The 22569-nt window shown below is 67.3% G+C and carries 19 protein-coding genes; 13 read left to right on the top strand and 6 right to left on the bottom strand.

The features are described 5' to 3' along the window. Positions 1-48: 48 nt before the first annotated feature. The 6 genes from ACAM58_RS28515 (at position 49) to ACAM58_RS28490 (ending at position 7072) form a co-directional block, all read left to right on the top strand. On the top strand, positions 49-528 hold the full coding sequence (locus tag ACAM58_RS28515; RefSeq protein ID WP_015865455.1) for a carboxymuconolactone decarboxylase family protein: 480 nt from the start codon (positions 49-51) through the stop codon (positions 526-528). Between the two features lie 422 nt (positions 529-950). Next, positions 951-1184 (top strand): hypothetical protein, encoded by a 234-nt coding sequence (locus tag ACAM58_RS28510; protein ID WP_015865456.1) that lies wholly within the window; start codon positions 951-953, stop codon positions 1182-1184. A 43-nt stretch (positions 1185-1227) separates the two neighbouring features. Next, the gene (locus ACAM58_RS28505) at positions 1228-1980 is read left to right on the top strand and encodes a gluconate 2-dehydrogenase subunit 3 family protein (RefSeq protein ID WP_015865457.1); all 753 of its coding nucleotides are present in this window, start codon (positions 1228-1230) and stop codon (positions 1978-1980) included. 13 nt (positions 1981-1993) lie between these two features. Further along, the gene (locus ACAM58_RS28500; RefSeq protein WP_018904403.1) at positions 1994-3754 is read left to right on the top strand and encodes a GMC family oxidoreductase; all 1761 of its coding nucleotides are present in this window, start codon (positions 1994-1996) and stop codon (positions 3752-3754) included. Between the two features lie 11 nt (positions 3755-3765). Next, the gene (locus tag ACAM58_RS28495) at positions 3766-4122 is read left to right on the top strand and encodes a cytochrome c family protein (RefSeq protein WP_026283980.1); all 357 of its coding nucleotides are present in this window, start codon (positions 3766-3768) and stop codon (positions 4120-4122) included. 220 nt (positions 4123-4342) lie between these two features. Then, positions 4343-7072 carry a winged helix-turn-helix domain-containing protein gene (locus ACAM58_RS28490; RefSeq protein WP_062364766.1) on the top strand — a complete coding sequence of 910 codons (2730 nt, stop codon included), beginning with the start codon at positions 4343-4345 and terminating at the stop codon, positions 7070-7072. On the opposite strand, the gene ACAM58_RS28485 is transcribed toward ACAM58_RS28490, so the two are convergent. The 6 genes from ACAM58_RS28485 to ACAM58_RS28460 form a co-directional block, all read right to left on the bottom strand. Further along, complete coding sequence (locus tag ACAM58_RS28485; RefSeq protein ID WP_018904406.1) at positions 7063-9768, bottom strand: winged helix-turn-helix domain-containing protein; 2706 nt, start codon at positions 9766-9768, stop codon at positions 7063-7065. The two genes, ACAM58_RS28490 and ACAM58_RS28485, sit on opposite strands and share 10 nt — an antisense overlap. After that, positions 9761-10381, bottom strand: coding sequence for a response regulator transcription factor (locus tag ACAM58_RS28480; protein WP_018904407.1), 621 nt, complete (start codon positions 10379-10381; stop codon positions 9761-9763). Before ACAM58_RS28480 ends, ACAM58_RS28485 begins: the two co-directional genes overlap by 8 nt. Further along, positions 10378-11004, bottom strand: a complete 627-nt coding sequence (locus ACAM58_RS28475; protein ID WP_015865462.1) for a response regulator transcription factor — start codon at positions 11002-11004, stop codon at positions 10378-10380. Before ACAM58_RS28475 ends, ACAM58_RS28480 begins: the two co-directional genes overlap by 4 nt. Positions 11005-11152: 148 nt before the next feature. Continuing rightward, positions 11153-11977, bottom strand: coding sequence for an alpha/beta fold hydrolase (locus ACAM58_RS28470; RefSeq protein WP_369664997.1), 825 nt, complete (start codon positions 11975-11977; stop codon positions 11153-11155). Then, positions 11974-12288 carry a hypothetical protein gene (locus ACAM58_RS28465; RefSeq protein ID WP_015865464.1) on the bottom strand — a complete coding sequence of 105 codons (315 nt, stop codon included), beginning with the start codon at positions 12286-12288 and terminating at the stop codon, positions 11974-11976. The genes ACAM58_RS28470 and ACAM58_RS28465 overlap by 4 nt, the downstream gene beginning before the upstream one ends. Positions 12289-12450: 162 nt before the next feature. Beyond that, positions 12451-13077, bottom strand: coding sequence for a sensor histidine kinase KdpD (locus ACAM58_RS28460; RefSeq protein ID WP_062364767.1), 627 nt, complete (start codon positions 13075-13077; stop codon positions 12451-12453). Positions 13078-13743: 666 nt separating this feature from the next. Here ACAM58_RS28460 and ACAM58_RS28455 point away from each other — a divergent pair. From ACAM58_RS28455 to ACAM58_RS28425, 7 genes are all read left to right on the top strand, one after another. Beyond that, positions 13744-16605 (top strand): winged helix-turn-helix domain-containing protein, encoded by a 2862-nt coding sequence (locus ACAM58_RS28455; RefSeq protein WP_062364768.1) that lies wholly within the window; start codon positions 13744-13746, stop codon positions 16603-16605. A gap of 166 nt (positions 16606-16771) precedes the next feature. Beyond that, a complete protein-coding gene (locus ACAM58_RS28450; RefSeq protein ID WP_062364769.1) occupies positions 16772-17815 on the top strand; it encodes a LysR family transcriptional regulator in 1044 nt (347 codons plus the stop codon). A 119-nt stretch (positions 17816-17934) separates the two neighbouring features. Then, positions 17935-18903, top strand: a complete 969-nt coding sequence (locus ACAM58_RS28445) for an alpha/beta fold hydrolase (protein WP_015865467.1) — start codon at positions 17935-17937, stop codon at positions 18901-18903. A 36-nt stretch (positions 18904-18939) separates the two neighbouring features. After that, the gene (locus ACAM58_RS28440; protein ID WP_015865468.1) at positions 18940-19803 is read left to right on the top strand and encodes a hypothetical protein; all 864 of its coding nucleotides are present in this window, start codon (positions 18940-18942) and stop codon (positions 19801-19803) included. 21 nt (positions 19804-19824) lie between these two features. Further along, the gene (locus ACAM58_RS28435; protein WP_062364770.1) at positions 19825-20526 is read left to right on the top strand and encodes a dienelactone hydrolase family protein; all 702 of its coding nucleotides are present in this window, start codon (positions 19825-19827) and stop codon (positions 20524-20526) included. Positions 20527-20614: 88 nt separating this feature from the next. Continuing rightward, a complete protein-coding gene (locus ACAM58_RS28430) occupies positions 20615-21238 on the top strand; it encodes a glutathione S-transferase family protein (protein WP_015865470.1) in 624 nt (207 codons plus the stop codon). Positions 21239-21439: 201 nt separating this feature from the next. Beyond that, positions 21440-22462 carry a glutathione S-transferase family protein gene (locus ACAM58_RS28425; protein WP_018904414.1) on the top strand — a complete coding sequence of 341 codons (1023 nt, stop codon included), beginning with the start codon at positions 21440-21442 and terminating at the stop codon, positions 22460-22462. The last annotated feature ends 107 nt before the right edge of the window (positions 22463-22569 follow it).

The raw sequence follows: 22569 nt of genomic DNA, 5'->3' as shown, positions 1-22569 counted from the left end.
GCGGCCTCCGCGAACGGGTACCTCAGCCGCACTGAGGCCGGAGCACACATGACCAACCGTCTCAACTACATCAAGCAATCGCCCGAGCTCTTCAAGAAGCTGATCGAGTTCAGCACGCTCGTGGACAGCGGCACCATCGAACAATCGATCCGGGACCTTGTCGCGATCCGCGCGTCGCAGATCAACGGCTGCGCGTTCTGCCTGGACATGCACATCAAGGAGGCCAGGATCCATGGCGAACGCGAGCTGCGCATTCACCACCTGGCCGCATGGCGCGAATCGACGCTGTTCGTTCCGCGCGAGCGTGCGGCGCTGGCCTGGACCGAAGTGCTGACCAGGCTGCCCGAACACGGCGTGCCCGACGACATCTACGAGCGCGTGCGCACGCAGCTGTCGGAAAAGGAGCTTTCGGACCTGAGCTTCAGCGTCATGGCCATCAACGCATGGAACCGCGTGAACGTCGCGTTCCAGACCGTGCCCGGCTCGTCCGACAAGGCCTTCGGCTTGGACAAGGCGAACCTCTCCTGAGCCTTTGCAGCCCGCGGCACCGCCTGTGGCGCTGCCGCGGGCTGCTTGCTTGCCTGCTGCTTCTGCGTGATGGTTGCCGGGAGCTCAGCCTTTCCTCGCCATTGATGGCTGCGCCTCGCAGTCCCTCCCCTCCCTTCCCTTCCCACTTCGAGTTGCTTCCCGCCATGCCGCGGTGGCGCAGCCATACGCTTGCAGGCCGCGCTTTCGCTCGTACTGAAGCGACGCCGCGCCGCCATTGATGCCGTTGGCTCACTGCGGCGTTTCTCTCGACAGGCCTACCGCACCGGCCGGCCGGAACCTAGATTTGAGTGCGACAGATGCAGAACGCGCGAACCATCTTTTCTCATCGCACGCCCTGGCTGTTCATCCGCCTTCAACGGTTTTTCCGCTCGATGGCTCCCTCAAATTATCAGGAGTAGTTGATGACGAAAAGAATCATTCTTGCGGCACTGCTGACCAGTCTCGCGACCTCGATCTCGATCTATGCGATCCAGCCGGCCATTGCTGTCGCGCTTCCCGCCGCAACCACCGAGGCCCCGGTCGCAAGCCCGTTCCACTCACTCGATATTTCGTATCCGGCGCCACAAGAGCCCCTGGACCTCACGCCGATCACGCCGACAGAAACAGTGGGTGCCGCGAAGTACGAGCCCTTCTGAGCGGCGCGCCTGCACGAACCCTGCCCCCCGAAGAAAGACCCCCATGTCCTTGAATGACCAAGAACCGCCCGCACGGCGGCTCTTCCTGCGCCAGATCGGCGGCGCATCCAGCGTCGCCGCACTCGCGGCGCCCGCACTGCTCGGTGGCCTCGCCAGCCCGCTCGCTTCGGCGCAGCAGGGCAGCGCAGCCCGCCCCACCGACGACGCCCACCCCTCGGGCTACCTGTCGCTGGGCCCACAGGAAGCCGCCTGCGTCGAGGCCCTCGTCAACGTGATGTGCCCAGCCGATGCGATGACACCGAACGGTGTCGACTGCGGCTTGCATCTCTACATCGATCGTCAGCTCGCTGGCGGCTGGGGGCGTGGCGACCAGCTCTATCGGCAGGGCCCCTGGCGCCCCGGCAAACCGCAGCACGGCTACCAGTCGCCCCTCACCCCCGAGCAGCACTTCAAGGCCGGCCTCGCGGTGCTGCGTCGCGAGGCCCGGCAACGCACGGGCAAGGCCGTCGAGCAGCTCGAGGCCGGCCCGCTCGACGCCCTGCTGCAGGAGGTCGCAGCTGGCCAGATGGACGACGAGCGCTTTGCGCTCGGCGCATGGTTCAACGACTTCTTCTATCCGCTGTTCGTCCAGGCCTGCTTTGCCGACCCGATGTACGGAGGCAACCGCGACAAGACTTTCTGGCGCGCCGTGGGCTTCCCCGGCCTGCCCGCTTTTCACGGACGCAACGTGGTCCAGTTCCGCGGCCTGCCCTTCCCCGGCGCAGCCAAGCCGCAATCGATCGAGGACTTCAGCTGAAGGCCCCACACCCATGACTCACAAACTTCCCAAACGCGCCGTCGTCTTCGTCGGCGGAGGCCTCACCGCGGGCCTGGCGGCGCGGCAGATGATGGACTCCGGCATCGACGTGCTGGTGCTCGAGCGCGGCGGCGATCTCGCGGGCAGCGCAGCCGCCACACTGCCCAACCAGCGCGACGAATTGCGTTGGGGCGTGCGCAACGGCCTGGTGCAGAACTGGGCCAACGAAACCTACACCCTGCGCCACGCCACCAGCGAGAGCGCGTTGCCCGTGCGCCGCATGGAAGCCTTCCTCCCGGGCGAAGGCATGGGCGGTGCGGCGAACCACTGGAACGGCCAGACCTGGCGTTGGGCCGAGTACGACCCGGCCCTGCGCACCCGCCTCGAGTCCCGCTACGGCAAAGCCGCGATTCCGCGCGAGATGATGGTGCAAGACTGGGGCATCAGCTACGCCGAGATGGAGCCCTACCACGACCTGTTCGAGCAGCTCTTCGGCATCGCGGGGCAGGCCGGCAATGTGGGCGGACGGCTGATCGACGGCGGCAACCCTTTCGAGGCGCCCCGGCAACGCGACTTTCCGCAGCCGCCGCTCGAGATCCTCGAGTCGGGCCGCATCTTCAAGGCCGCCGCGCAAAGCCTTGGCTACAAGCCGTTCCCGCTGCCCGCGGCCAACTCACCGCGCGCCTACACCAACCCCGATGGCGCAAGCCTTGCGCCATGCCAGTACTGCGGCCACTGCGAGCGCTTTTTCTGCGAAGCCAACGCCAAGGCCAGTCCGGCGGTGTTGCTGTACCCCTTGCTGCGGAAACAGCGCAATTTCGAGATCCGGCTCCATTCGCAGGTGACCGGCCTCGTCTACGACAAGCACGCCAGGCGCGTGACGGCCGTGCAGTTCATCGATCTGCAGACCGCGCAAATGTACGAGCAGCCGGCCGATGTCGTCGTGCTGTCGGGCTTCACCATGACCAACACCAAGCTGCTGCTCACGAGCGGCATCGGGCGCCCCTACGACCCGAAGACGGGCGAGGGCGTGGTCGGCAAGAACTTCTGCTACCAAGTGATGTCGTCGGTGCCGGTGTTCTTCAAGGACCGCTTCATCAATCCGTTCATGGCCTCGGGCGCCTCGCAGATGGTGGTGGACGAGTTCAACGGCGACAACTTCGACCATGCCGGGCTCGGCTTCTTCGGCGGTGGCTACATCTACTCGAACGTGACGAACGGGCGCCCCATCAATGCCCGGCTCCATCCGGCCGGAACGCCGCGCTGGGGATCGGCCTGGAAGCAGGCCAACGCCGACTGGTACGCGCACGCCTTCAACGTCGCGGTGCACGGCAGCAACTACCCGCACAGCCGGAACTACCTCGATCTCGACCCGACGTACCGCGACGCCTATGGCTCGCCGCTGTTGCGCATGACCTTCAACTTCCACGAGAACGACCATCGCATGAGCGAATACGTCACGAACAAGGCCGCCGGCATCGCGCGCGCCATGGGTGCCACGACGGTCGGCGCTGCGCAACCCCGGCGCGGCGACTTCGACGCACGGCAGTACCAGACGACGCACACCACCGGCGGCACCGTCATGGGCGCGGACCCGTCGACGAGCGTGGTCTCGCCCCACCTGCAGCACTGGGACGCGCAGAACCTCTTCGTGGTCGGCGCATCCGTGTACGCGCACAACGCGGGCTACAACCCGACCGGTCCGCTCGCGGCACTGGCGCTGCGCCTGGGCGACGACCTGGTGCGCTACGCCAGGCAACCGCGCATGCTTTGAGAGGGCCCGACATGCGAACACGCCTTCTTGCCGCTTGCGCCGCGGCTTTCTTGAACATGGCGCATGGCCAATCGGCCGTGCCACCGCCCAAGACCTGGACGACATGCGCGGCATGCCACGCGGCGCAAGGCGCAGCCGCCATCGGGCCGCCGCTTGCGGGCGTGGTGGGCCGAAAGGCCGGCTCGTCGCCGGGGTTCGGCTACAGCCGAGCCATGAAGAACGCACAGCTCACCTGGGACGACAAATCGCTGGCGGCCTTCCTGAGCGATCCGCAGCAAGCCGTGCCGGGCAACAGGATGCCCTTCGCGGGGGTTCCCGATCCTGGTGAAGTTGCGGAACTCGTCAAGTACCTGAAGACGCTGCGATAACGGGTCGCCACTGGTGGCTTCGGGCGGCTGCGTGCCCCGATGACTTATGGACTGCAGGGACTAGCGCCCGATGCCGCGCAATGCCGAGCTACGATCTCGGCCAGAAACTCAAGTCTCAACGCATGGAAACCGTCCACCCGATCCGCCTGCCCGGTCAACAACCTTGCGCCGCCCGTGCCCAGCTCCCGGCGACGTGAGACGGCCGGTACGCAGACTCATCATGCAAGCGCAGTCGGAGGAGCCATCTGACCTGGCGTCGGCCGAAGTCCGGTGGTACTTCGGCGTGTTCGTTGTCTGGGAGGCGCAGCGCCGGTTCGAGCGCTCCGGCGAGCCCGTGCGGCTGGGGCCACGCTCTTTCGATCTGCTGCTGCAGCTGATCAAGCGGGCCGGCGAATTCGTGGGCAAGGATGACCTGCTCGCGACGGTCTGGGGTGGCGTCGTCGTCGAAGAGGCCAGCGTGCGCGTCCATATGTCCACGCTTCGCAAGGCGCTGGGCGAGCCCGGCGAGAGCGACGAATGCAAGGAGTGGATCTCCAATGTTCCGCTGCGCGGCTATCGCTTCAATGGACGTGTTCGGCGCGAGGCGCCCGGCATCCCGGCCAGGCCCGCAGCCCCGCTGGCCGACCCCGGTTTCACCCCACTGCCGGTTCGGCTGACCGAACTCGTCGGCCGCGAAGCCGATGTGGCGAGCGTTCTCGAAGCGCTCGATACCCACCGGCTGGTCACGATCGTGGGCACGGGTGGCATCGGCAAGACCCGTCTCGCGATCCACGCCGCGGAGAGCCATCAGCACAGGCACGGCGCGGAGATCGCCTTTGTCGATCTGTCGTCGCTGATCTCCCAGGACCACGTGCTCGGCACCCTGGCGCGCGCCGTGGGGGTGCCCGCCGACCTGCCCGACATCGTCGGCGCCATCACGCAACGCCTGATGGCGCGCGCTGTGCTCCTGTTGATCGACAACTGCGAGCATGTGGTGGACTCCCTGGCGCTGCCGATCGCCGGCTTGCTTTCCGTGCTGCCCGGCCTGCGCATCCTGGCGACGAGCCGCGAGGCGCTGCGCGTGACGGGCGAGTACGTCTTTCGGCTGCCGGCGCTCGCAATTCCGGACGCCGAGCAGATCTCGCTCACGCAGGCGCTGCACTGGCCCTCCGTGGAATTGCTCGTCGAGCGCGCCAAGGCCGCGGGTGCGGGTGCGTTCGATGAATCGCATGGCCCCCTGCTGGCCCAGATCACCAGGCAGGTCGACGGCATCCCTCTGGCCATCGAACTGGTGGCCGCGCGCCTGGGCGTGCAGCCGGTCGTCGATCTGGCGCGCAGGCTGGACGACCACATGCGCCTCTATGCCTTCAGCCGCGCCGCGCTCGCACGGCACCGAACGCTCGCCGCGGCGCTCGACTGGAGCATCGCGCTTCTGAGCGATACAGAGCTGCGGCTCTTTCGCTGGTTGTCGGTGTTTCGGGGGCGCTTCGATGTGGAAGCCGCGCTAGGCGTGAGCGCCGGCGGCATGGACGCCGAGGTGGCATTCGACGCACTGATCTCGCTGGTCAACAAGTCGCTTGTCTTCTTCGACAGCAACGACGCTGTCGCGCCCTACAAGCTTCTGGACACGACGCGAAGCTATGCAGCTGCGCTTCTCGCCCAGAGCGATGAACGGCCGGCATTGCTGCGGCGCCATGCGGTCCTCATGCGCGATCTCATGAAGGCAGCGGCGGCGGAACTCTCCGACCTGACCGAGCAGGCCTGGGCCGGCCGTTATGCACACCGCCTGGACGACGTGCGCTTTGCGCTCGAAGTCTGCCTGACGCAGCAGCCCGACGCGAAGATGGCCGCCTCGCTGGTGACGGCTTCCGCGCCGTTGTGGTTTCACCTGGCCCAGGTCGTCGAATATCGCGACCGGGTCTCCGCGGCGCTGGCGCTGGTTGATCGTCAACCCACGCGCGACACGGAAACGGCGACCTGGCTGAACACCGCGCTGGTCAGCGCCCTGCTCCACACCGGCAGGTCCACACCCGAGTTGGGTGCCGCCGCAGACCAGGCCCTGGCCGGCGCGCTTGCCGTCAAGATCCCCGTACTGGAACTGCAAGCCCGTTGGGGGCGGTGCACGCACGACATGTTCCGCGGCGAGTATTCGGCGGCGCTGGACCAGGCGCACACGCTGATGGCGGCAGCGCGATCCTGGTCCGACCCCGCCGCACTCAATCTCGCGCACCGCGTGATGGCGATGGCCAACCACTTTTGCGGCCACTTCGATGTGGCGAGGATGCACAGCGAAGCTTCCGTGCGCGTTGGTGGCGGCCTCGGCCATGCCCGGGCCAACATGGTGGGGGTCAACGCCATCGTTGCGGCGAAAGCCATGCTGAGCCGAACCCTCTGGGTGCAAGGGGAAACGGCCCGGGCCCTGGAAGAAGCCAGCGACGCGGTGGACCGAGCGCAAGCGGCCGGAAAATCCGTCTCCCTGTGTTCCGCGCTGTATGGTGCCTGCCCGGTCGCGCTGTGGGCCGGCGAACTCGAGCTTGCCGCCCAATGGATTCACTTGATGACGGACGAAGCGCGGCGCAAGGGCCTGGTGGGCTGGCTGCGCTATGCCGAGTGGTTCTCCCAGGGCCTGCAGTTGGGCATCGCGCCGGACCGGGATCTTTACGTGCGTGAAGTGGCCGGCCAGCTCGCGACCTATGACGCACCCCACAGGGAGATGCTCGCGACCTTCTGCATCGACTGGGTCGACGACGAGATGATCGAGCGCGTCTCGCGCGGAGAGAGTCCTTGGGTCGCCGCCGAGGTCTGGCGCGCTGCCGGCTGGCGCGCGGAGCAGAACGCTGCACCCGACGAGGCGGACGCTTTCTACCTCCGGGCAACGGAAACTGCGAGGCAACAAGGCGCCGTCGCCTGGGAAAAGCGCGCCGCACTGGCACGGGTCCGCCGGCCCGGCGCACGGCCGGTTCATCGCTGAGCTGCCCCGGCGCGCAGTTCCTCCAGCGCACCCGCTGCACGCAGTTCCCAGGCGAGTGCGCCTTGCGAGCGCGCAAGGGCGTGGGCCTGCAGATAAAGCGCCTCGGCTTCGGCATCGTCGCCCCGCAGCTCCTTGCGCCGCCCGGCAGCGCGGCAAACCTCGGCGGCACTCCACTGCCCTTCGCCCCGCGTCGCGCGAGCAACCAGGTCATCATCCACCCACTGGTCGCAGAACGTGACCATCATCTCCCTGCGGGGCTCGTCCATGGCCAGGACCTTTGCCGCGACGGCGTCGATGTGCGCGCCGGCGTCGTCGACCTCGCCGATCTTCATGGCGTCGTCGTAGCAAAGCGCCCAGTCATGCCAGTAGGCGAAGCCCTTGGACCGGGTCTGCTGCAGCATCGTGTCGATCCAGGCGCGGGCCGCCCGTTGTTCGAGGGCCCATATGGCCATCGGACAGATCCAGAAGAGGGCAACGCATAGCGACAGCGTGTGTCCCAGCGCCTCAGCCTCCTCCATGCACCGGATGGCGGTGGCCATGGCAAGACGGCTCTCGCCCTGGATCCACAGCGTCCTGGCAAGAATGGCCATTGCGGTGGTGCGCGCGTCGGGCTGGAACGCGTTGGCATGGTTGCGCCGGGTCGCGTCGTCCACGTCCGCCGCTGCTTCGGCCTGCACCCTGGCCTCGGCGAACGCGCCGCAGAAGTGATTGGCGAGCGCCAGCATCCGGTGCGACAGGTTGCGCGTCACGGCGTTGGTCGAGTGGCTCGCAAACTCTCTCAGGATCTCGGCATGCCGCAACGCCGGTGTGTACGCGCCGCGCGTGATGTTCAGCGCGCAAAGGCCCCACCGAGCCTGGAATTCGAGTGTCTTCACCTTCAGTTCCAATGCGCAATCCAGCGCCCGCTCGCACGCCTGTGTCATCTCCGGCACCGTGCCGCCGGTGTGCCACAAGGCGTTGTAGAGCGCGATCTCCAGCCGTCCGGCCGTCAGGCGGTCGGGTACCTTCAGCACATCGACATGGTCCAGCGCCGCGCGAACGCGATCCCGGTATTCGCTGACCTCGGACAAGCGGAACCAGAGCGGCGCCGATGCGACGGTGAGCGCGCCCGCGATCGTCATGTCGTCGTGGTGGCCGATGCAGGCATCCAGAGCTGCACGAACGTCGTCCAGGCAGCCGCGGTAGCGCTGGGTCCAGGCATCGGCGTCCAGCAAAGCGAGGTCCGCGGTGGCAAGGCCCATGAGGTCCAGCATGAAAAGGGCATGGCTTTTCGATACCGCGTCTCGCTCGCCCGCCCGCACGAGCAGAGCATGCGCATAGCTGCGGGTGGTGTCGAGCAGGCGGTAGGGCGAGTCCGCGGCCTGGTCGGTGTCGTACACGACGAGCGACTTGCTGGCCAGGCTCAGCAACGCGTCGGACGCCACGTCGGGGTCCAGCGCACTGGCTGCCACGCTCAGCGCCGCTGCGACGCCGAAGTAGGCGCGGAACACCGACAACCTGCGAAACAGAAGCAGCTCGGCGGCGCCCAGCAGGCCAATGCTCCAGTCCAGCGTCGCAGCCAGCGTGCGTTGTCTTGCCAGCGCAGCCCGCCTGGCCGTCGAATGCAGGCGCATGTGATCGTCGAGCCTGAATGCCAGCTCGCTCACGGGCTGGGCCCCCAGGCGGGCCGCGACCAGCTCGATCGCCAGCGGGATTCCGTCCACCTGTTGGCAGATCCTGGTCAGCGGACCGCTGCTCGCGTCGTCGAATCCGCGGGCGCCCGCGGCCTGGGCTCTCTCGACGAGCAACTGCACCGCCGGCGAGCGCAACGCAAGCGCCAGGGAGCCGGGCTGGGACTGGTGGACCGCCAGGGGCGCCAGGCGAAAGACATGCTCGCCTCCCACGCGCAGCACCTCGCGGCTGGTTGCAAGAACCTGCAGCCCGGGCAACGCCGCCAGGAACCTGCCCAGGAGCGGCGACAGCCTCTCGATGACATGCTCGCAGTTGTCCACGAGCAGCAGCATCGCCTGGCCTTCGAGGCGCTGGACGATGGCTTCCTCGATGTCCGGCACGCCGCCTCGCACGCCGATGGCGCGCGCCATCGTCGTCAGCACGTGGTCCTGCGATGTCAGGGGTGCGAGATCGACGAAACCAAGCTGGGCTTGCTGCCGTTCCCGGTAGCGTGCTGCGACGCAGATGGCAACGCTGGTCTTGCCCACGCCGCCGGGCCCCGCGACCGTGACGAGCCTGCTCGCCGCAAGCATGCCGAGCAGGCGCTCGACCTCCACCTCGCGCCCCACGAGCTTGGCGAGGCGAGCGGGCAACGCTGCGGGAGCATCCCGCAGCGACGCATGAGCCACCTGCACGGCGATGGCGGACGGCAAGAACTCGCAGTGCACCCGCCCCAGGAAGCGATAGCCGCGCAGTGGGATGTTGGCAATCCATTCCAGGCACCCGTCCTGAGCTCCGGGTGGACCCAGGGCCTTGCGCAGGATCGACATATGGACTCGAACGCTCGCCTCTTCGACCACCGTGTCCGGCCAGACCGCCGCGAGGAGCTCGTCCTTGCTGATCACTTCGCCGGCGCGCTCCAAGAGTGCGACCAGCAGGCCGATGGCGCGCGATCCAAGCCGCACCGGCTGCCCGTCGCGCTCGAGCCTTGGCTCGGCCTCCCACAGCGCGAAGGCGCCGAAGCGCCACCGGCGAATCTCAGACACGGACCAGCCCGCGCTGCGTCGCCTTGGCGGCGACTTGCGCCCTCGAGCCCACGTGCAGCTTCTCGCAGATCCGGGCGACGTGTGCCTTGACGGTATTGGCGGAAATGTCCAGCTCGCGGGCGATTCCCTTGTTGCAATCGCCTTTCACCAGGTAGCGCAGCACGTCCTCCTCCCGGGCGGTGAAGCCCACGCACGGCTTGCCGTGCCTGATGAGCGCCTTCGTGCCCTTGCATAGATAGAGAGAGCCCCCCCGAGCCACGTGGCGAATGGCATCCATCAGCTCGGCCGGATCCGCGTCCTGGCGCACATAGCCGTGCGCCCCGCTGGCGATCGCCCGCATGACCTCCCCCTCCTTGTCCCGCCGCGTCAAGACGATGACGCGCGGCATGCGAAAGCCGCCTGCCACCCCCGGCTGATCCACTGCCGAAGCCGAAGCGAGCAGGTTCAGCGCGCAGGCATGGTCAGCCACGACCACATCCGCCATGCCCTCGCCGGGCTCGTTCTCCGCCTGCACCTGAAAACCCGGTTCCTCGCCGATGAGCGAGACGAGACCGGCCATGGCGAGCGGGTCGCCATGGCATACGCGCACGTACAGATCGAGGGAACCGGTCATGGCGATGCCTCCAGAAGCAGTCCGCAGCGAAAGGCTTCGCCGATCGCGGCAACCCGCGTCGGCTTCCGGAGCTTGCGCAGGATCGCCTTCACATGGGCCTTGACGGTGCCTTCGCCGATGCCGAGTCGCCGGCCGATGTCCTTGTTCGCCAGGCCCTGCGCCATAAGCCGGAGCACTTCGAGTTCGCGCGCGGTTGGCACGGCAGACGAGAGGTTGTCTAGCAACTGGTCGGCCACGGGACAAGACAGGTACCTGCGTCCCTCTGCAACGCAGCGCACCGCCTCCGACAGTTCCTCGGCCGAACAATCGTGCAGAAGGTAGCCGCGCACGCCCGCATCCACGGCGCGGCGTATCTGCCACCCGGTGCTCTGGTCCGTGACCACGAGGAAGGATCCCGGCGCGGAGCCGCCCGGGCCGGGCGGGACATTCGCCGTCTTGTGAACGCCGGTTGCGTAGTCCGTGACGAGCACATCGACGGCACCGCCGCCATCGACGTCGGTGAGGCCTGATTGAACGACGAAGCCGGCACGGGAGCGCAGCAGCGATGCGATGCCGGCGGCCACGTAGGGGTCGCGGTGCGCGACCGCCACATGGATCGGCCTGGCCTGGGTCGGCGCGGTCATGGGCTTCAAGTCCTTCTGGAAGTCATGGGTGGAAGTCTGTGCAGTTGGCGATCGCGTCGCCAGTTAAACCGTGTCAAGCCTTGTTAAGGATCCGGATGCACCAAGGACAACACCACGGCACCCCTGGGGACCGACGCGCCGAAGTCATTCAGGGCATTGCCGTCGCGACCGCGACCGCGTCAGCGGCTTCGACGATCAGCAGGGCCACCAGCTTCGGCCGCGAGATCATGACCACGTGGGAAGCGCCCTTGACCACGACCGTCTTCATCGACTTGGCACGCTCGGCCATGAAGGCCTGCGCGGCAGCCGGAATGTTCTTGTCGCGGTCGCCGTAGATGAACCAGGAGGGCAGGTTCTTCCAGGCGGCGGCAGGCGACGCTTCGCCCAGGGCGCCCTCTGTGATGGGGCGCTGCGACACGGCCATTAACCGGGCGAGCGCCGGCGGCACGTCTTCGGCGAATTGCTTGCCGAACTTGTCCTGCAGGATGTAGAGGTCCTTGGCGCCGTCCGGCAGGAGCACCGGCGCCGCCAGCGCCGAGCCGAGCGTGCTGCCGGGAAACTTGCCCGACAGGTCGGCCGCCGATTCGCCCACTTCGGGGGCGAACGCAGCCACGAAGACCAGGGCCTGGACATTGGGCTTTCCAATCGCCGCAGCGGAAATCACCAAGCCGCCGTACGAATGCCCGACCAGCACGACCGGCCCGGGGATCGACCCCACGAGGGCAGCCACATAGTCCGCGTCGGACTTCACGCCGCGCAGCGGATTGGCGGCCGCGACAACGGGAAAGCTGCGCGCACGAAGGTCGCGCACCACCTCGTTCCAGCTGGCCGATTCGGCGAAGGCGCCGTGGACCAGCACGACAGTGGGCTTTGCCGGCGCGCCCGATGTGGCCGCGCCTGCAGGTGCCGACAGGTGCAGCGCCAGGATGCCGATGGCTGTGAATGCGCGTGCAAGACTGGAGAGATTTTTCATGCTGATTTCCTTTGTTGAATGGATGGCCTGATTTGAAAATTTCGCGCGCCATGCGGGATGCATCGCACGAGCGGCGGCGCACTCGTGGCCACGGTGGCAAAACGGAGCTCCGCGTTCGCCGCCTCACCGCCCGCAATTGCGCAGGCGGCCACGATGGCCAGCAGCGAGATGCTCATGTATGCGGCGCTCCAGACCCGGTCGATCGCGCCTCGCGGCGCGGCGTCCGCGGCTGCCTGCACGGCCTGCGCGCGTGCCTTGAGGGTGCGGCGCGATGCGCCCGGTTGCGCAAGGGGATGAATGCGCTGCGTCATGGTGACTCCTCGAGGGCGCCATGGCCCTGGCCTCAGGACGGCTGGGCTCCGGTTCGCGAACATCGCGGCACGGTTCGAATGCTAGGTTTCGCATCTCGGTTGCGGTAGGCATGCAAGAGGTACTGCCGTGTTGCATGCCGGGCATCAATGTGCGGCACGCCGTCAGGCGCGTCGATGAAGAGGAAGCCACACGTTGAACTCGGCGCCGCGTCCCAGCCCCGCGGAGGTCGCCTTCACGAAACCTCCATGAGCGACTGCAAGGCTGTGGACCAGCGCGAGGCCGATGCCCAGCCCACCTCGCGAGCCACCCTCCCCGGTGCCGGCCTGGCAGAACATGCCGAAGACATGCGGCAGGAACTCGCGCGCGATGCCGCAGCCGGTGTCCGCCACCGCAAGCCGGGCAAAGCCATCCTCGGAGGACAGGCGCACCTGAACCTCTGCGCCGGCGGGCGAGAACTTCATCGCGTTGTCCAGCAGGTTGCCCACGACCTGCTCCAGCCGCACCGGGTCGGCATGGCAGATCAACGGATCGGCCGCCTGCATCTGGGCGCGCAAGCGTCCCGAAGGCCAGCGCGCACCGAATGCGGCGACAAGGTCCAGCGCGAGTGCGCCGAAGTCGACCTCCGCGCGGCGCAGCGCCAGCTTGCCGGTTCGCAGGCGCGAGAAATCGAGCAGGTCGTCGATGAGCCGCTTCTGGCTTTCGATGGCGCGCTGCATCGCCTGGGCGATGCCCTGCAGTTGCGAGGGCTCCGCGGATGCGGGCAGGCGCTGCAGCAGGCAGGCGTTCATCTGAATGACATTCAGGGGCTGCCTGAGTTCGTGCGAGATGACGGCCAGCGCCCGGTCCCGGGTCGTACAGCGCAAGCTCGTAGCGGCTCGAACGTCGTGCGGGGTCTGAAGGGCGGCTTGCGCGCCCCTGGTGTGATAAAGCTCCACGAGGAATCCGTGCTTCTTGATGCGGCCACCCCGGATTCATCGCGGCAGGGGGCCTCGGTGATGAACGATGTTGTTCTCTGGTTCTTCGCGATGGCACCGATCGTAGGCAGCCGCATCTCCTCGCAGAAGGGCGCTGCGGTGGCGCACCGTGTTGCCGGCGGAACACCAATCGGCCAGGGCCGGCCGCGGCACATCGTTCGTGATCTCAGGACGCTTCGTTCACCCGGACCGGGTTCCTGAACAACCCCTCATCGCATGCAATCGCCCGACATCGCCGACGGCGGCGATTGCTGCCCATGCAAGGCCCGGATCGCGGCCCCTGTCACAAAACCCGGCGTCCGGCCGTCTTGTATCTCGTGCGGCCCGAATGGCTGCGGCCTTCATCTTCTTGACTGGATCATCGAATGAAAAAATCTGCGCTCGAGGCATTTCCCAACGCGAGCAAGCGGGTCGTCGCCGTCCGACGCCGCACGGGCCTGCCCGCGGCGCGGGCGTTGCGAGGGCTGACGAGTGGGTGACATGTACGGCATCGCGGCGCGCTCCACGTCATCGCAGGCGCATGCCGGCGCGTCGCAGGGGCCGAGCGAGGTCCGCTGGCGCTTTGGCGCGTTCATCGTCTGGGAGGCCCAGCGCCGGCTCGAAAGACTCGGGCAGAGCGTGCGCCTGGGCTCCCGCTCGTTCGAACTGCTGCTGCAACTGCTCAGGCGCGTGGGCGAAGTCGTGGGCAAGGACGAGCTGCTCGCCACCGTCTGGGCCGGGGTGGTGGTCGAGGAGTCCAGTGTGCGGGTCCACATCTCCGCGCTCCGCAAGGCCTTGGGGGAGCCGCAAGACGGGGACAACTGCAAGGAATGGATTTCGAACATTCCCCTGCGCGGCTACCGGTTCAATGGAACGGTTTTTCGCGAACAGGTCGGCATGCCGACCGAGGATCGGCCGGGGGCGGCGGCCCTGGCGTTCGCGAAGCTGCCGGAGCGCCTCACCCGGCTTGTGGGCCGCGACGCCGACATGGCGCGCGTGCTGGCGGCGCTCGCCACGCGCCGGCTGGTCACCATCGTCGGCGCCGGCGGCATCGGGAAGACCCGTGTCGCCATCCATGCGGCCGATTGCCATGCTGAACGCACGGCCATGCAATTGGCCTTCATCGATCTCTCGCCGCTGGTCTCGCAGGCCCATCTGGCGAGCACGGTGGCCCGGTCGCTCGGCGCGCCGCCGGACACCCCCGACACGACGCGGGCCATCCTCCAGAGGCTGGCGGACCGCGATGTGCTCCTGCTGATCGACAACTGCGAGCACATGCTGGACGCACTGGCGCCGCTCATCGCCGAACTGCTCGGCGCCCTGCCCGACCTGCGCGTCCTCGCAACCAGCCGGGAGGCCATTCGCATCGAGGGAGAACACGTCGAGCGGCTGTCGCCGCTCGCGGTGCCCGACGCGCAGTGTGCCGACCTGGCCGAAGCCATGGCGTCGCCGGCGGTCGAACTGCTGGTCGAGCGTGCGAAGGCCGTGGGTGCCCGCGCGTTCGAGGATTCCGATGGCCGGCTGCTCGCCGCAGTCGCCCGGCAGGTGGACGGCATCCCGCTCGCCATCGAACTGGTGGCTGCACGCCTGGGCGTGCAGCCGATCGGCGATCTTGCGTTCCGGCTGAATGACCACATGCGGCTCTATTCCGCGGGCAGCAGGGCCGTCCTGCCCCGGCACAGCACGCTCGCGGCGGCGCTGGACTGGAGCATCGCGCTGCTGGACGATGCGGAACTGCGGCTCTTCCGGCGGCTCTCGGTCTTCCGGGGGCGCTTCGATGTCGAGTCGGCGCTGAGCGTCACCCGGGCGGACATGGACTCCGAAGTGGCGTTCGATGCATTGATCTCGCTGGCGAACAAGTCGCTGGTGTCGTTCGACAACAGCGACGCCATCGCGCCCTACCGGCTGCTCGACACGACGCGAAGCTACGCCGCCGCGCTTCTCGCGCAAACCGATGAAGGCCCGGCAATGCGGCGGCGCCATGCGCTCTTCATGCGCGAGCTGATGGGCGCCGCGACCTCGGATTCGGGCGAACTCACCGTGCAGGCCTGGAACGCGCGCTACGCGCACCGGCTGGACGACGTGCGCAGTGCGTTGGACGACTGCCTGGCGCAGCAGGACGATTGGGAGACCGGCGCCGCGCTCACCATCGCTTCGGCGCCCCTGTGGTTTCACGTCTCGCAGGTCGAGGAGTACCGTGACCGGGTCATCGCCGCGCTCGCGTGCCTCGCGCAACAGCCGGGCACGGGCACGGAGACAGAGGCCTGGCTGCAGATCGCACTGGGCAATGCGCTGTGGCACACACGGGGACCGGTACCGGAAATGGGCGCCGCCTACGATCGGGCGCTTGCTGTCGCCATGTCGGCCAGCTCGGTCGTGCTGGAGCTTCAGGCCCGCTGGGGCATCTGCGTGCTGCATGCGATCCGCGGCGAGTATGCGGCCGCGTTGCACCACTCGCAGGTGCTGTTCGAATTCGCGCAATCGACGCCCGACCCCGCCGCGCTCAACCTGGCGCACCGAATGACCGCGCTGGCGAGTCACTTCTGCGGGGATTTTTCTGCGGCGAGTGCCGGCGCCCAGGCGGCGATCCTTGTGGGCAGCACCGTGCGCCAGACGCCCGTCAACTTGTTCCAGGTCGATGCCGCCGTCGCATCGAATGCCTTGCTGGCCCGCACGCTCTGGCTCCAGGGCGATGCGGCGAAGGCCATGGCTACCGCCACCCGAGCGGTGGCTCTCGCCGAGGCCGGGGGCAATGCGCTGTCTCTGTGCTTCGCGCTGTTCGGCACATGCCCCGTCGCCCTCTGGTCGGGCGAGCTGGAACTGGCGCGCAAATGGGTTCGCATGCTGCTGGACGAGGCCCAGCGCAGAGGGCTGGCGTACTGGCACCAGTGGGCACACTGCTATGCGCTGGGCCTGCAGGCGCGCACCGCGGACGACCGGGACCGCCATGTTCGCCGAGTCGCGCAGCAACTCGACGATTTCGACGCGCCACGCAAGGAAATGCTGGTGACCTTCTGCGCCGACTGGATCGACGACGAGACGATCGCGCGCGCCGGTGCCGGGCACGGCCAATGGAGCGCGGCCGAGACCTGGCGCGCTGCGGGCCGGCGTTGCGAGCAGCGCGGCCTCGACGATGAAGCCGAGGCGTTCTACCTGCGTGCCATCGGCACCGCCAGGCAGCAAGGCGCGCTGGGATGGGAATTTCGTGCGGCGATCAGCGCCTCCCAGCTGTGGGTTCGCCGGGGCAAGGCGAAGGACGCCCTCGACCTGCTGGACGAGGTCTGCGCGCGCGCGGCACCTCGGGGCGAGCACCCCGGCCTTGCGCAAGCCCGCGCACTGCGCAGCGCACTCTCCCGGAACTGAAAGACTCCACGGCCGCATCCGTCGCATGCGTACGGCGCCGGATAGCCGGCCATAACAAACATTGACAGGGCTTAACTGGCCCCGGCACCGCTTTGCGCGCAGAGTGACCACTTCGCTTTCATGGGGGATCCGGGACTCCCGATCCCTCGAACCGAGAAGCCGACTCATGACAACCTCTGCCCTCCCTTCGCCCTCTTCCATCCCCCTCGCGCCACGCGCGGATCCGCTGGCCTCCAGCTTCGCCACCAGCTATGCCGGGGTGGTCGCCTTCATCGCCGTCGTCACGGAAGGCAGCTTCGCACGGGCCGCCGACCGGCTGGGCATCGGTCGCTCGGCCGTGAGCCGCAGCGTCCAGAAGCTGGAAGACCAGCTGAACGTCCGGCTCTTCCTGCGCACCACGCGAAGCACCACGCTCACGCGCGAAGGCGACCTCTTCTACGCCAATTGCCACACCGGGGTCGACCGGATCGTCCAGGCCGTGGAAGAAATGCGTGACCTGCGGCAAGGCCCGCCCCGCGGGCATCTGCGCATCAACGCCGCAGTCGGGTTCGGCCGCCGGGTCGTCGCACCCCTGCTGGGCGAATTTCGCGCGACCTACCCAGAGGTCACCATCGACCTGTTGCTGAACGACAAGCCGACCGACTTCACCTCCGACCGTGTCGACATCGCGTTTCGCAACGGCCGCATGGAAGACGCCCAGATCATCGCCAAGCAGATCATCCCGATGCAGCTGCTGCTGTGCGCCTCCCCCGCCTACCAAGCGGCCCACGGACTGCCCGACAGCATGGAAGCCCTGGCCCAGCACGAGTGCATCAACTTCCGCTTTTCATCCGGTCGCATCTTCGAGTGGGAGTTCAAGGTCGGGGGCCATCCACGCAAGCTCGTGCCACAGGCCAAGCTCACCTACAACGACGCGGACCTGGTGCTGCAGGCCGTGCTCGACGGCCACGGCATCGCCCAGCTGCCGGGCTACCTAGCCTGCGAGGCGCTGAGAATGGGTGCGCTGGTCCCGTGCCTGACACAGTACGCACCCGACGACAGCGGTCACTACATCTGCTACCTGAGCCGGCAGCACCTGCCTTCGCGCATGCGCGTGTTCATCGACTTCATGACCTCGAAGATCCGGGCCGCCGACCTGGACTGCCTCACCGACCTCAGCCCGAAGCTGCACGCCGACGCCGGGATTGGTGCCGAGGCGACAACAGCGTGAGTCCCTGCGCAGGCCTACCCCCTCGCCTTCGACGAACCTAGCATTTCAATCGTTCCACGGGCTCTGACGCAGCGCTCGCGCACCGTGGTCCGACGTTTCAATTTCAACCGCAGGAAACCATGAAGACCACACAGAATCCTTCGCGCCGACACCTGATTGCGACTGGCGCTGCCGTCGCCACCGGCACCCTCGCTTTCGGCATGCAGGACGCAGCCGGCGCAGCAACCCGCATCCGGCCGACCCAAACTCCGAGCCCCTCGAGGACTGGCAGCACCATCACCACCCCCGACGGCACGCAGATCTACTACAAGGACTGGGGCGAAGGTCCCGTCGTCACCTTCTCCCACGGCTGGCCGCTCAACGCCGACGCATGGGACGGACAGATGCTCTTCCTGGCGCGCAACGGCTTTCGCGTCATCGCGCACGACCGACGCGGGCACGGCCGCTCGAGCCAGTCTTCGTCGGGCAACGACATGAACGGCTATGCCGACGACCTCGCGGTTCTGTTTGAGGCGCTCGACCTGAAGAAGGTCACGATGGTCGGCCACTCCACCGGCGGCGGCGAGGTGGCGCGCTACATCGGGCGCCACGGCAGCAAGCGCGTGGTCAAGGCTGTGCTCATCGGCGCAGTGCCGCCGGTCATGCTCAAGTCCGCGGCGAATCCCGAAGGCCTGGCGATCGAAGTGTTCGACGGCCTTCGCGCCGGGGTCGCCGGCGACCGCTCGCAGTTCTACAAGGAGTTCGCCATCCCGTTCTTCGGCGCCAACCGCCCGGGCGCGAAGGTGTCGCAGGGCATCCTGGACCAGTTCTGGCTCTGGAGCATGCAATGCGGGCAGAAGAACTCCTACGAGTGCATCAAGGCCTTCTCCGAAACCGACTTCACCGAAGACCTGAAGAAGATCGATGTGCCCACCCTGGTCATGCACGGCGAGGACGACCAGATCGTGCCCATCCACGACTCGGCGAAGAAGTCCGTGCAGCTGATCAAGGGCGCCAGGGCGATCTACTACCCCGGTGCGCCGCACGGGCTCACCGCCACGATGCAGGACAAGATCAATGCGGACCTGCTCACCTTCCTCAAGAGCTGAACCACGCACACGACTGACCGACCTCGAACTTGCACCATGCTGAATCTATTGCTGCAAACCACCATCGAAGGAGACCCGGACGACTGGAACATTGCGCGCTTCAGTCGCCTGAGTTCGTTTCTCTCGCAGCTGCAGGACGACGACGGTCGGCCCGCCTTCCGGGTGACCGCCCGCGACCGCGCGCCGCGCGCGGCTCCCGACCCCGTGCTGTCGACGCTGGATGAATCGGACTTCGACCAGCTCTGGCTCTTTGCCGTCGACACCGGCGACGGCCTGACACCGGAAGATTGCGCAAGCATCAGCCGATTCCGCCGTCGCGGCGGCGGCCTCATGGTCACGCGCGACCACATGGACTTGGGCAGTTCGATATGCAACCTGAGCGGCGTCGGCGCCGCGCATCACTTCCACAGCCGCAACTGCGAGCCCGATACGAATCGCCAATGCGTCGACAACCCGTTCTCGGGAGCCATCTCGTGGCCCAACTACCACTCGGGCGCGAACGGCGACTACCAGCGCATCCGATCGGTCGGCAGCATTCACCCGGTGATGCGCGACAGGCGCTCGGCCACGGGTGTGATCCAGTACCTGCCCGCGCATCCGCATGAAGGCACGGTCGGCGTACCGCCCGGCGATTCGAGTTGCCGCGTCGTCATGGAAGGGCAGAGCTCGGTGTCCGGCAGGCGCTACAACATCGCGGTCGCGTTCGAGCGCTCCGAGCACGGTGGTCGGGCCATCGCGCAGTCGACCTTTCATCATTTCGCCGACTACAACTGGGACCCTTCGGCCGGTTGTCCTTCCTTCGTGGCGGAACCGGCCGGCGATGGAATCATCCGCTTCTCCGAAGCGCTTCGCTCCACGAAGCAGTACGTGCGCAACGTCGCGCTCTGGCTCAGCGCCTGAGCAGGCATCCAAGGAAAAGCAATGCACGACCCGCTGCAAATCACCACCACCCGCGGCAGCTTCACCGCGTACGTCGCCCGTCCGCAGAAACTTCCCGCGCCAGCCATCGTCGTCATTCACGAAGTCTTCGGAGTCAATGCCGACATGCGCCAGTCCTGCGACGAACTCGCGGCGCAAGGCTATCTGGCCATCTGCCCCGACCTGTTCTGGCGAATCGCGCCGGGCGTCGACCTCACCGACCGCACGGAAGCGGAACGCGCGCGGGCCCTGGCGCTGTACAACGCCTTCGATCTCGATGCCGGTGTGAACGACATCGCCGCCGCCCTGCAGGTCGCCCGTGCCATGCCGGACGCCACGAGCAAAGTCGGCGTGGTCGGCTACTGCCTCGGCGGCCTGCTGGCCTTCCTCACGGCCGCACGCGTGGGCCCCGACGCAGTGGTGGCCTACTACCCCGGCAACGCCGACAAGTACCTCCGGGAAGCGGACCAGATCGCCAGCCCGCTGAGCGTTCACCTCGCGGAAAAAGACGAATACATCCCGGCCGACGCACAACGGGAGATATCGGCTGCCTTGAAGGGGCGCCCGCAGGTGCAGGTCTACAGCTACCCGGATCGCGGCCACGCCTTTGCACGGCACCGCGGCATCGCCTACGACGCCGAAGCGGCGGCCCTGGCCAACGGCAGGACCGCAGCCTTCCTGGCCCTTCATCTGCAGCCGCGCTGAACTTTCCGGCGCCTCGGTAGCGGCAACGGCTTTCTCCAGCGAAAATCCGCGGACGGCCTTCGCGGGCCACCACTTGACGGAGTCAACCATGCTGCGTCTCTATGACAGCCGCCTGTCGGGCAACTCGTGGAAGATCCGCATCCTGCTGAGCCAGCTGGGCCTGGCGTACGACCGCGTCACGCTCGACCTGCAGAAAGGCGAGACGCGCGAATCCGCGTTTCGCCAGATCAGCCGTTTCTCACGCGTGCCGGTGCTCGTGCTCGACGATGGGCGCCCCATCGTCGAATCGGGCGCGATCCTGCTGCATCTTGCCCAAGGCACGCCCTACCTTCCCGACGATCCGTATCCGCGAGCGGAAGTCACGGGCTGGCTCTTCTTCGAGCAGGCCGACCTCCAGAAGGCCATTGCCGTCCCGCGCGTGCTCCACTTGCACGGCCTTGCGCATGAAAGGCAGCAGGACATCGAGCGGCTCCAGGCCGAGGGGTACGCAGGCCTCGAAAAGCTGGAGCAGTGGCTGCTCGGCCATGCATGGCTCGTCGGCGATCACTACACCGTGGCCGACCTCGCACTCTCGGCCTACGTTTCGCTGGCCGGCCAGGGCGGCTACGACATGGCGCGCTTTGCCGGCATCCGCGAGTGGCTGGTGCGCGTGCACGGCCAGCGCGGCTGGGTGCCGCTGATTCCCGAAGACGGCCAGGCCGCCCGCCGCTGAGCCGCTCCCTTTATCGTTCGGCATTCCGGGACCGTGCGTACAAGGTCCGACGCCTTCTCAACCACCCCTCGCCTCCCTACGATTTGCCTACGTTCTTCCTGAACCGGATCGAACGCAAAACCGCTCATTGATTGTTGGCTGGTGTGCCTGCCGCGCAGGCAGATGAGGAATGTGATGACGAGTCGTGCCTCCCTGATCCAAATGGCCGCCGCCGCGCGTGCCACCCTGGCGGACCCCGCCCGCGCCACCATCGTGGGCGGCCGTTCGGAACCCCGCTTCGAGCTCTTCCATGCGGCAAGCTCGCTGTGCTCGCAGAAGGTGCGCACGGTGCTGCACGAGAAGGCGTTCTCGTACCGCTCCAACGACATGCGGATCCTGAGCACCATGGAAAGCGACGGATTGGTGGCGGCCGAACACTACAGCCCCGCCTACATCCGCCTGCGCCTGGTTGCCGCGCGCGAGCTCCACAGCGAATACGTCAGCGGCTACAGCGGACGGACATCGGTCGAAACGGAAGGCTTCGATCCCTGCGTGGTGCCATTGCTCGTCGACTACGACACCGGCCGCGTGCTCGCCGATTCGCAGCGCATCTGCATCTACCTCGACAGCGTATCGCACGAGCCGGTCCAGCTCGTTCCCGATGCACCCGATGCGCGCGCCGAGGTGATGCGCCAGGTCGGCATCGTCGACAGGATTGCGAACGGCGCGCTGCTCTACGGCTTTCATCCGGATGCGGATCTGCGGCCCGAAGCGCTCAAGGCTTCGATGCAGACGGTCTACGACTACAAGGTCATGGCGCTGGAGCGCCTGATTGCCGACAACGCCGGCGAGCCCGAGCTGGTGGCGGCCTACCGCGCCAAGATCGTGAAGGAAAGCGGCGGCAAGAAAGTGTGCCGCGATCCGGCCTTCCAACGCGCCGCGCGCGAGCAGACGAGGCAACTGCTGATCGGCCTGGAGCGCGACCTGGCCGCAGGTTCGTTCGCCTGCCTGAACGGAAACGCCTTCTCCCTGGCCGATGCGTTCTGGGGCGTCAACCTGGTGCGCCTGAACTATCTCGGCCTGGGGTCGATGTGGGATGCGCTTCCCCATGTCGCGCGCTATGCCGATGTGCTGGCCAGGCGGCCTTCCCTGTGCAAGGAAGCGATCCAGGCGTCGCTCGATTCGATGCCGCATTCCCGCTACATGGATGCCATGGCGGACTGCCGGTCCGAAGTTCCGGCCTGAGGTCCCGCGCGGCGCAGCGAAGCCGCTGCGCCTTCCACTCTCGTTTCCTCACCCGCCACGCCGTGATGGCGGGTGCGGCCGCCCCATGGCTTTCCGAGCCCGGAGAA

Source organism: Variovorax sp. V116, from assembly GCF_041154435.1.
Lineage (GTDB): Bacteria > Pseudomonadota > Gammaproteobacteria > Burkholderiales > Burkholderiaceae_C > Variovorax > Variovorax paradoxus.
Note: the sequence above shows the minus strand (reverse complement) of the source record. Positions and strands in the feature narration are given on the sequence as shown.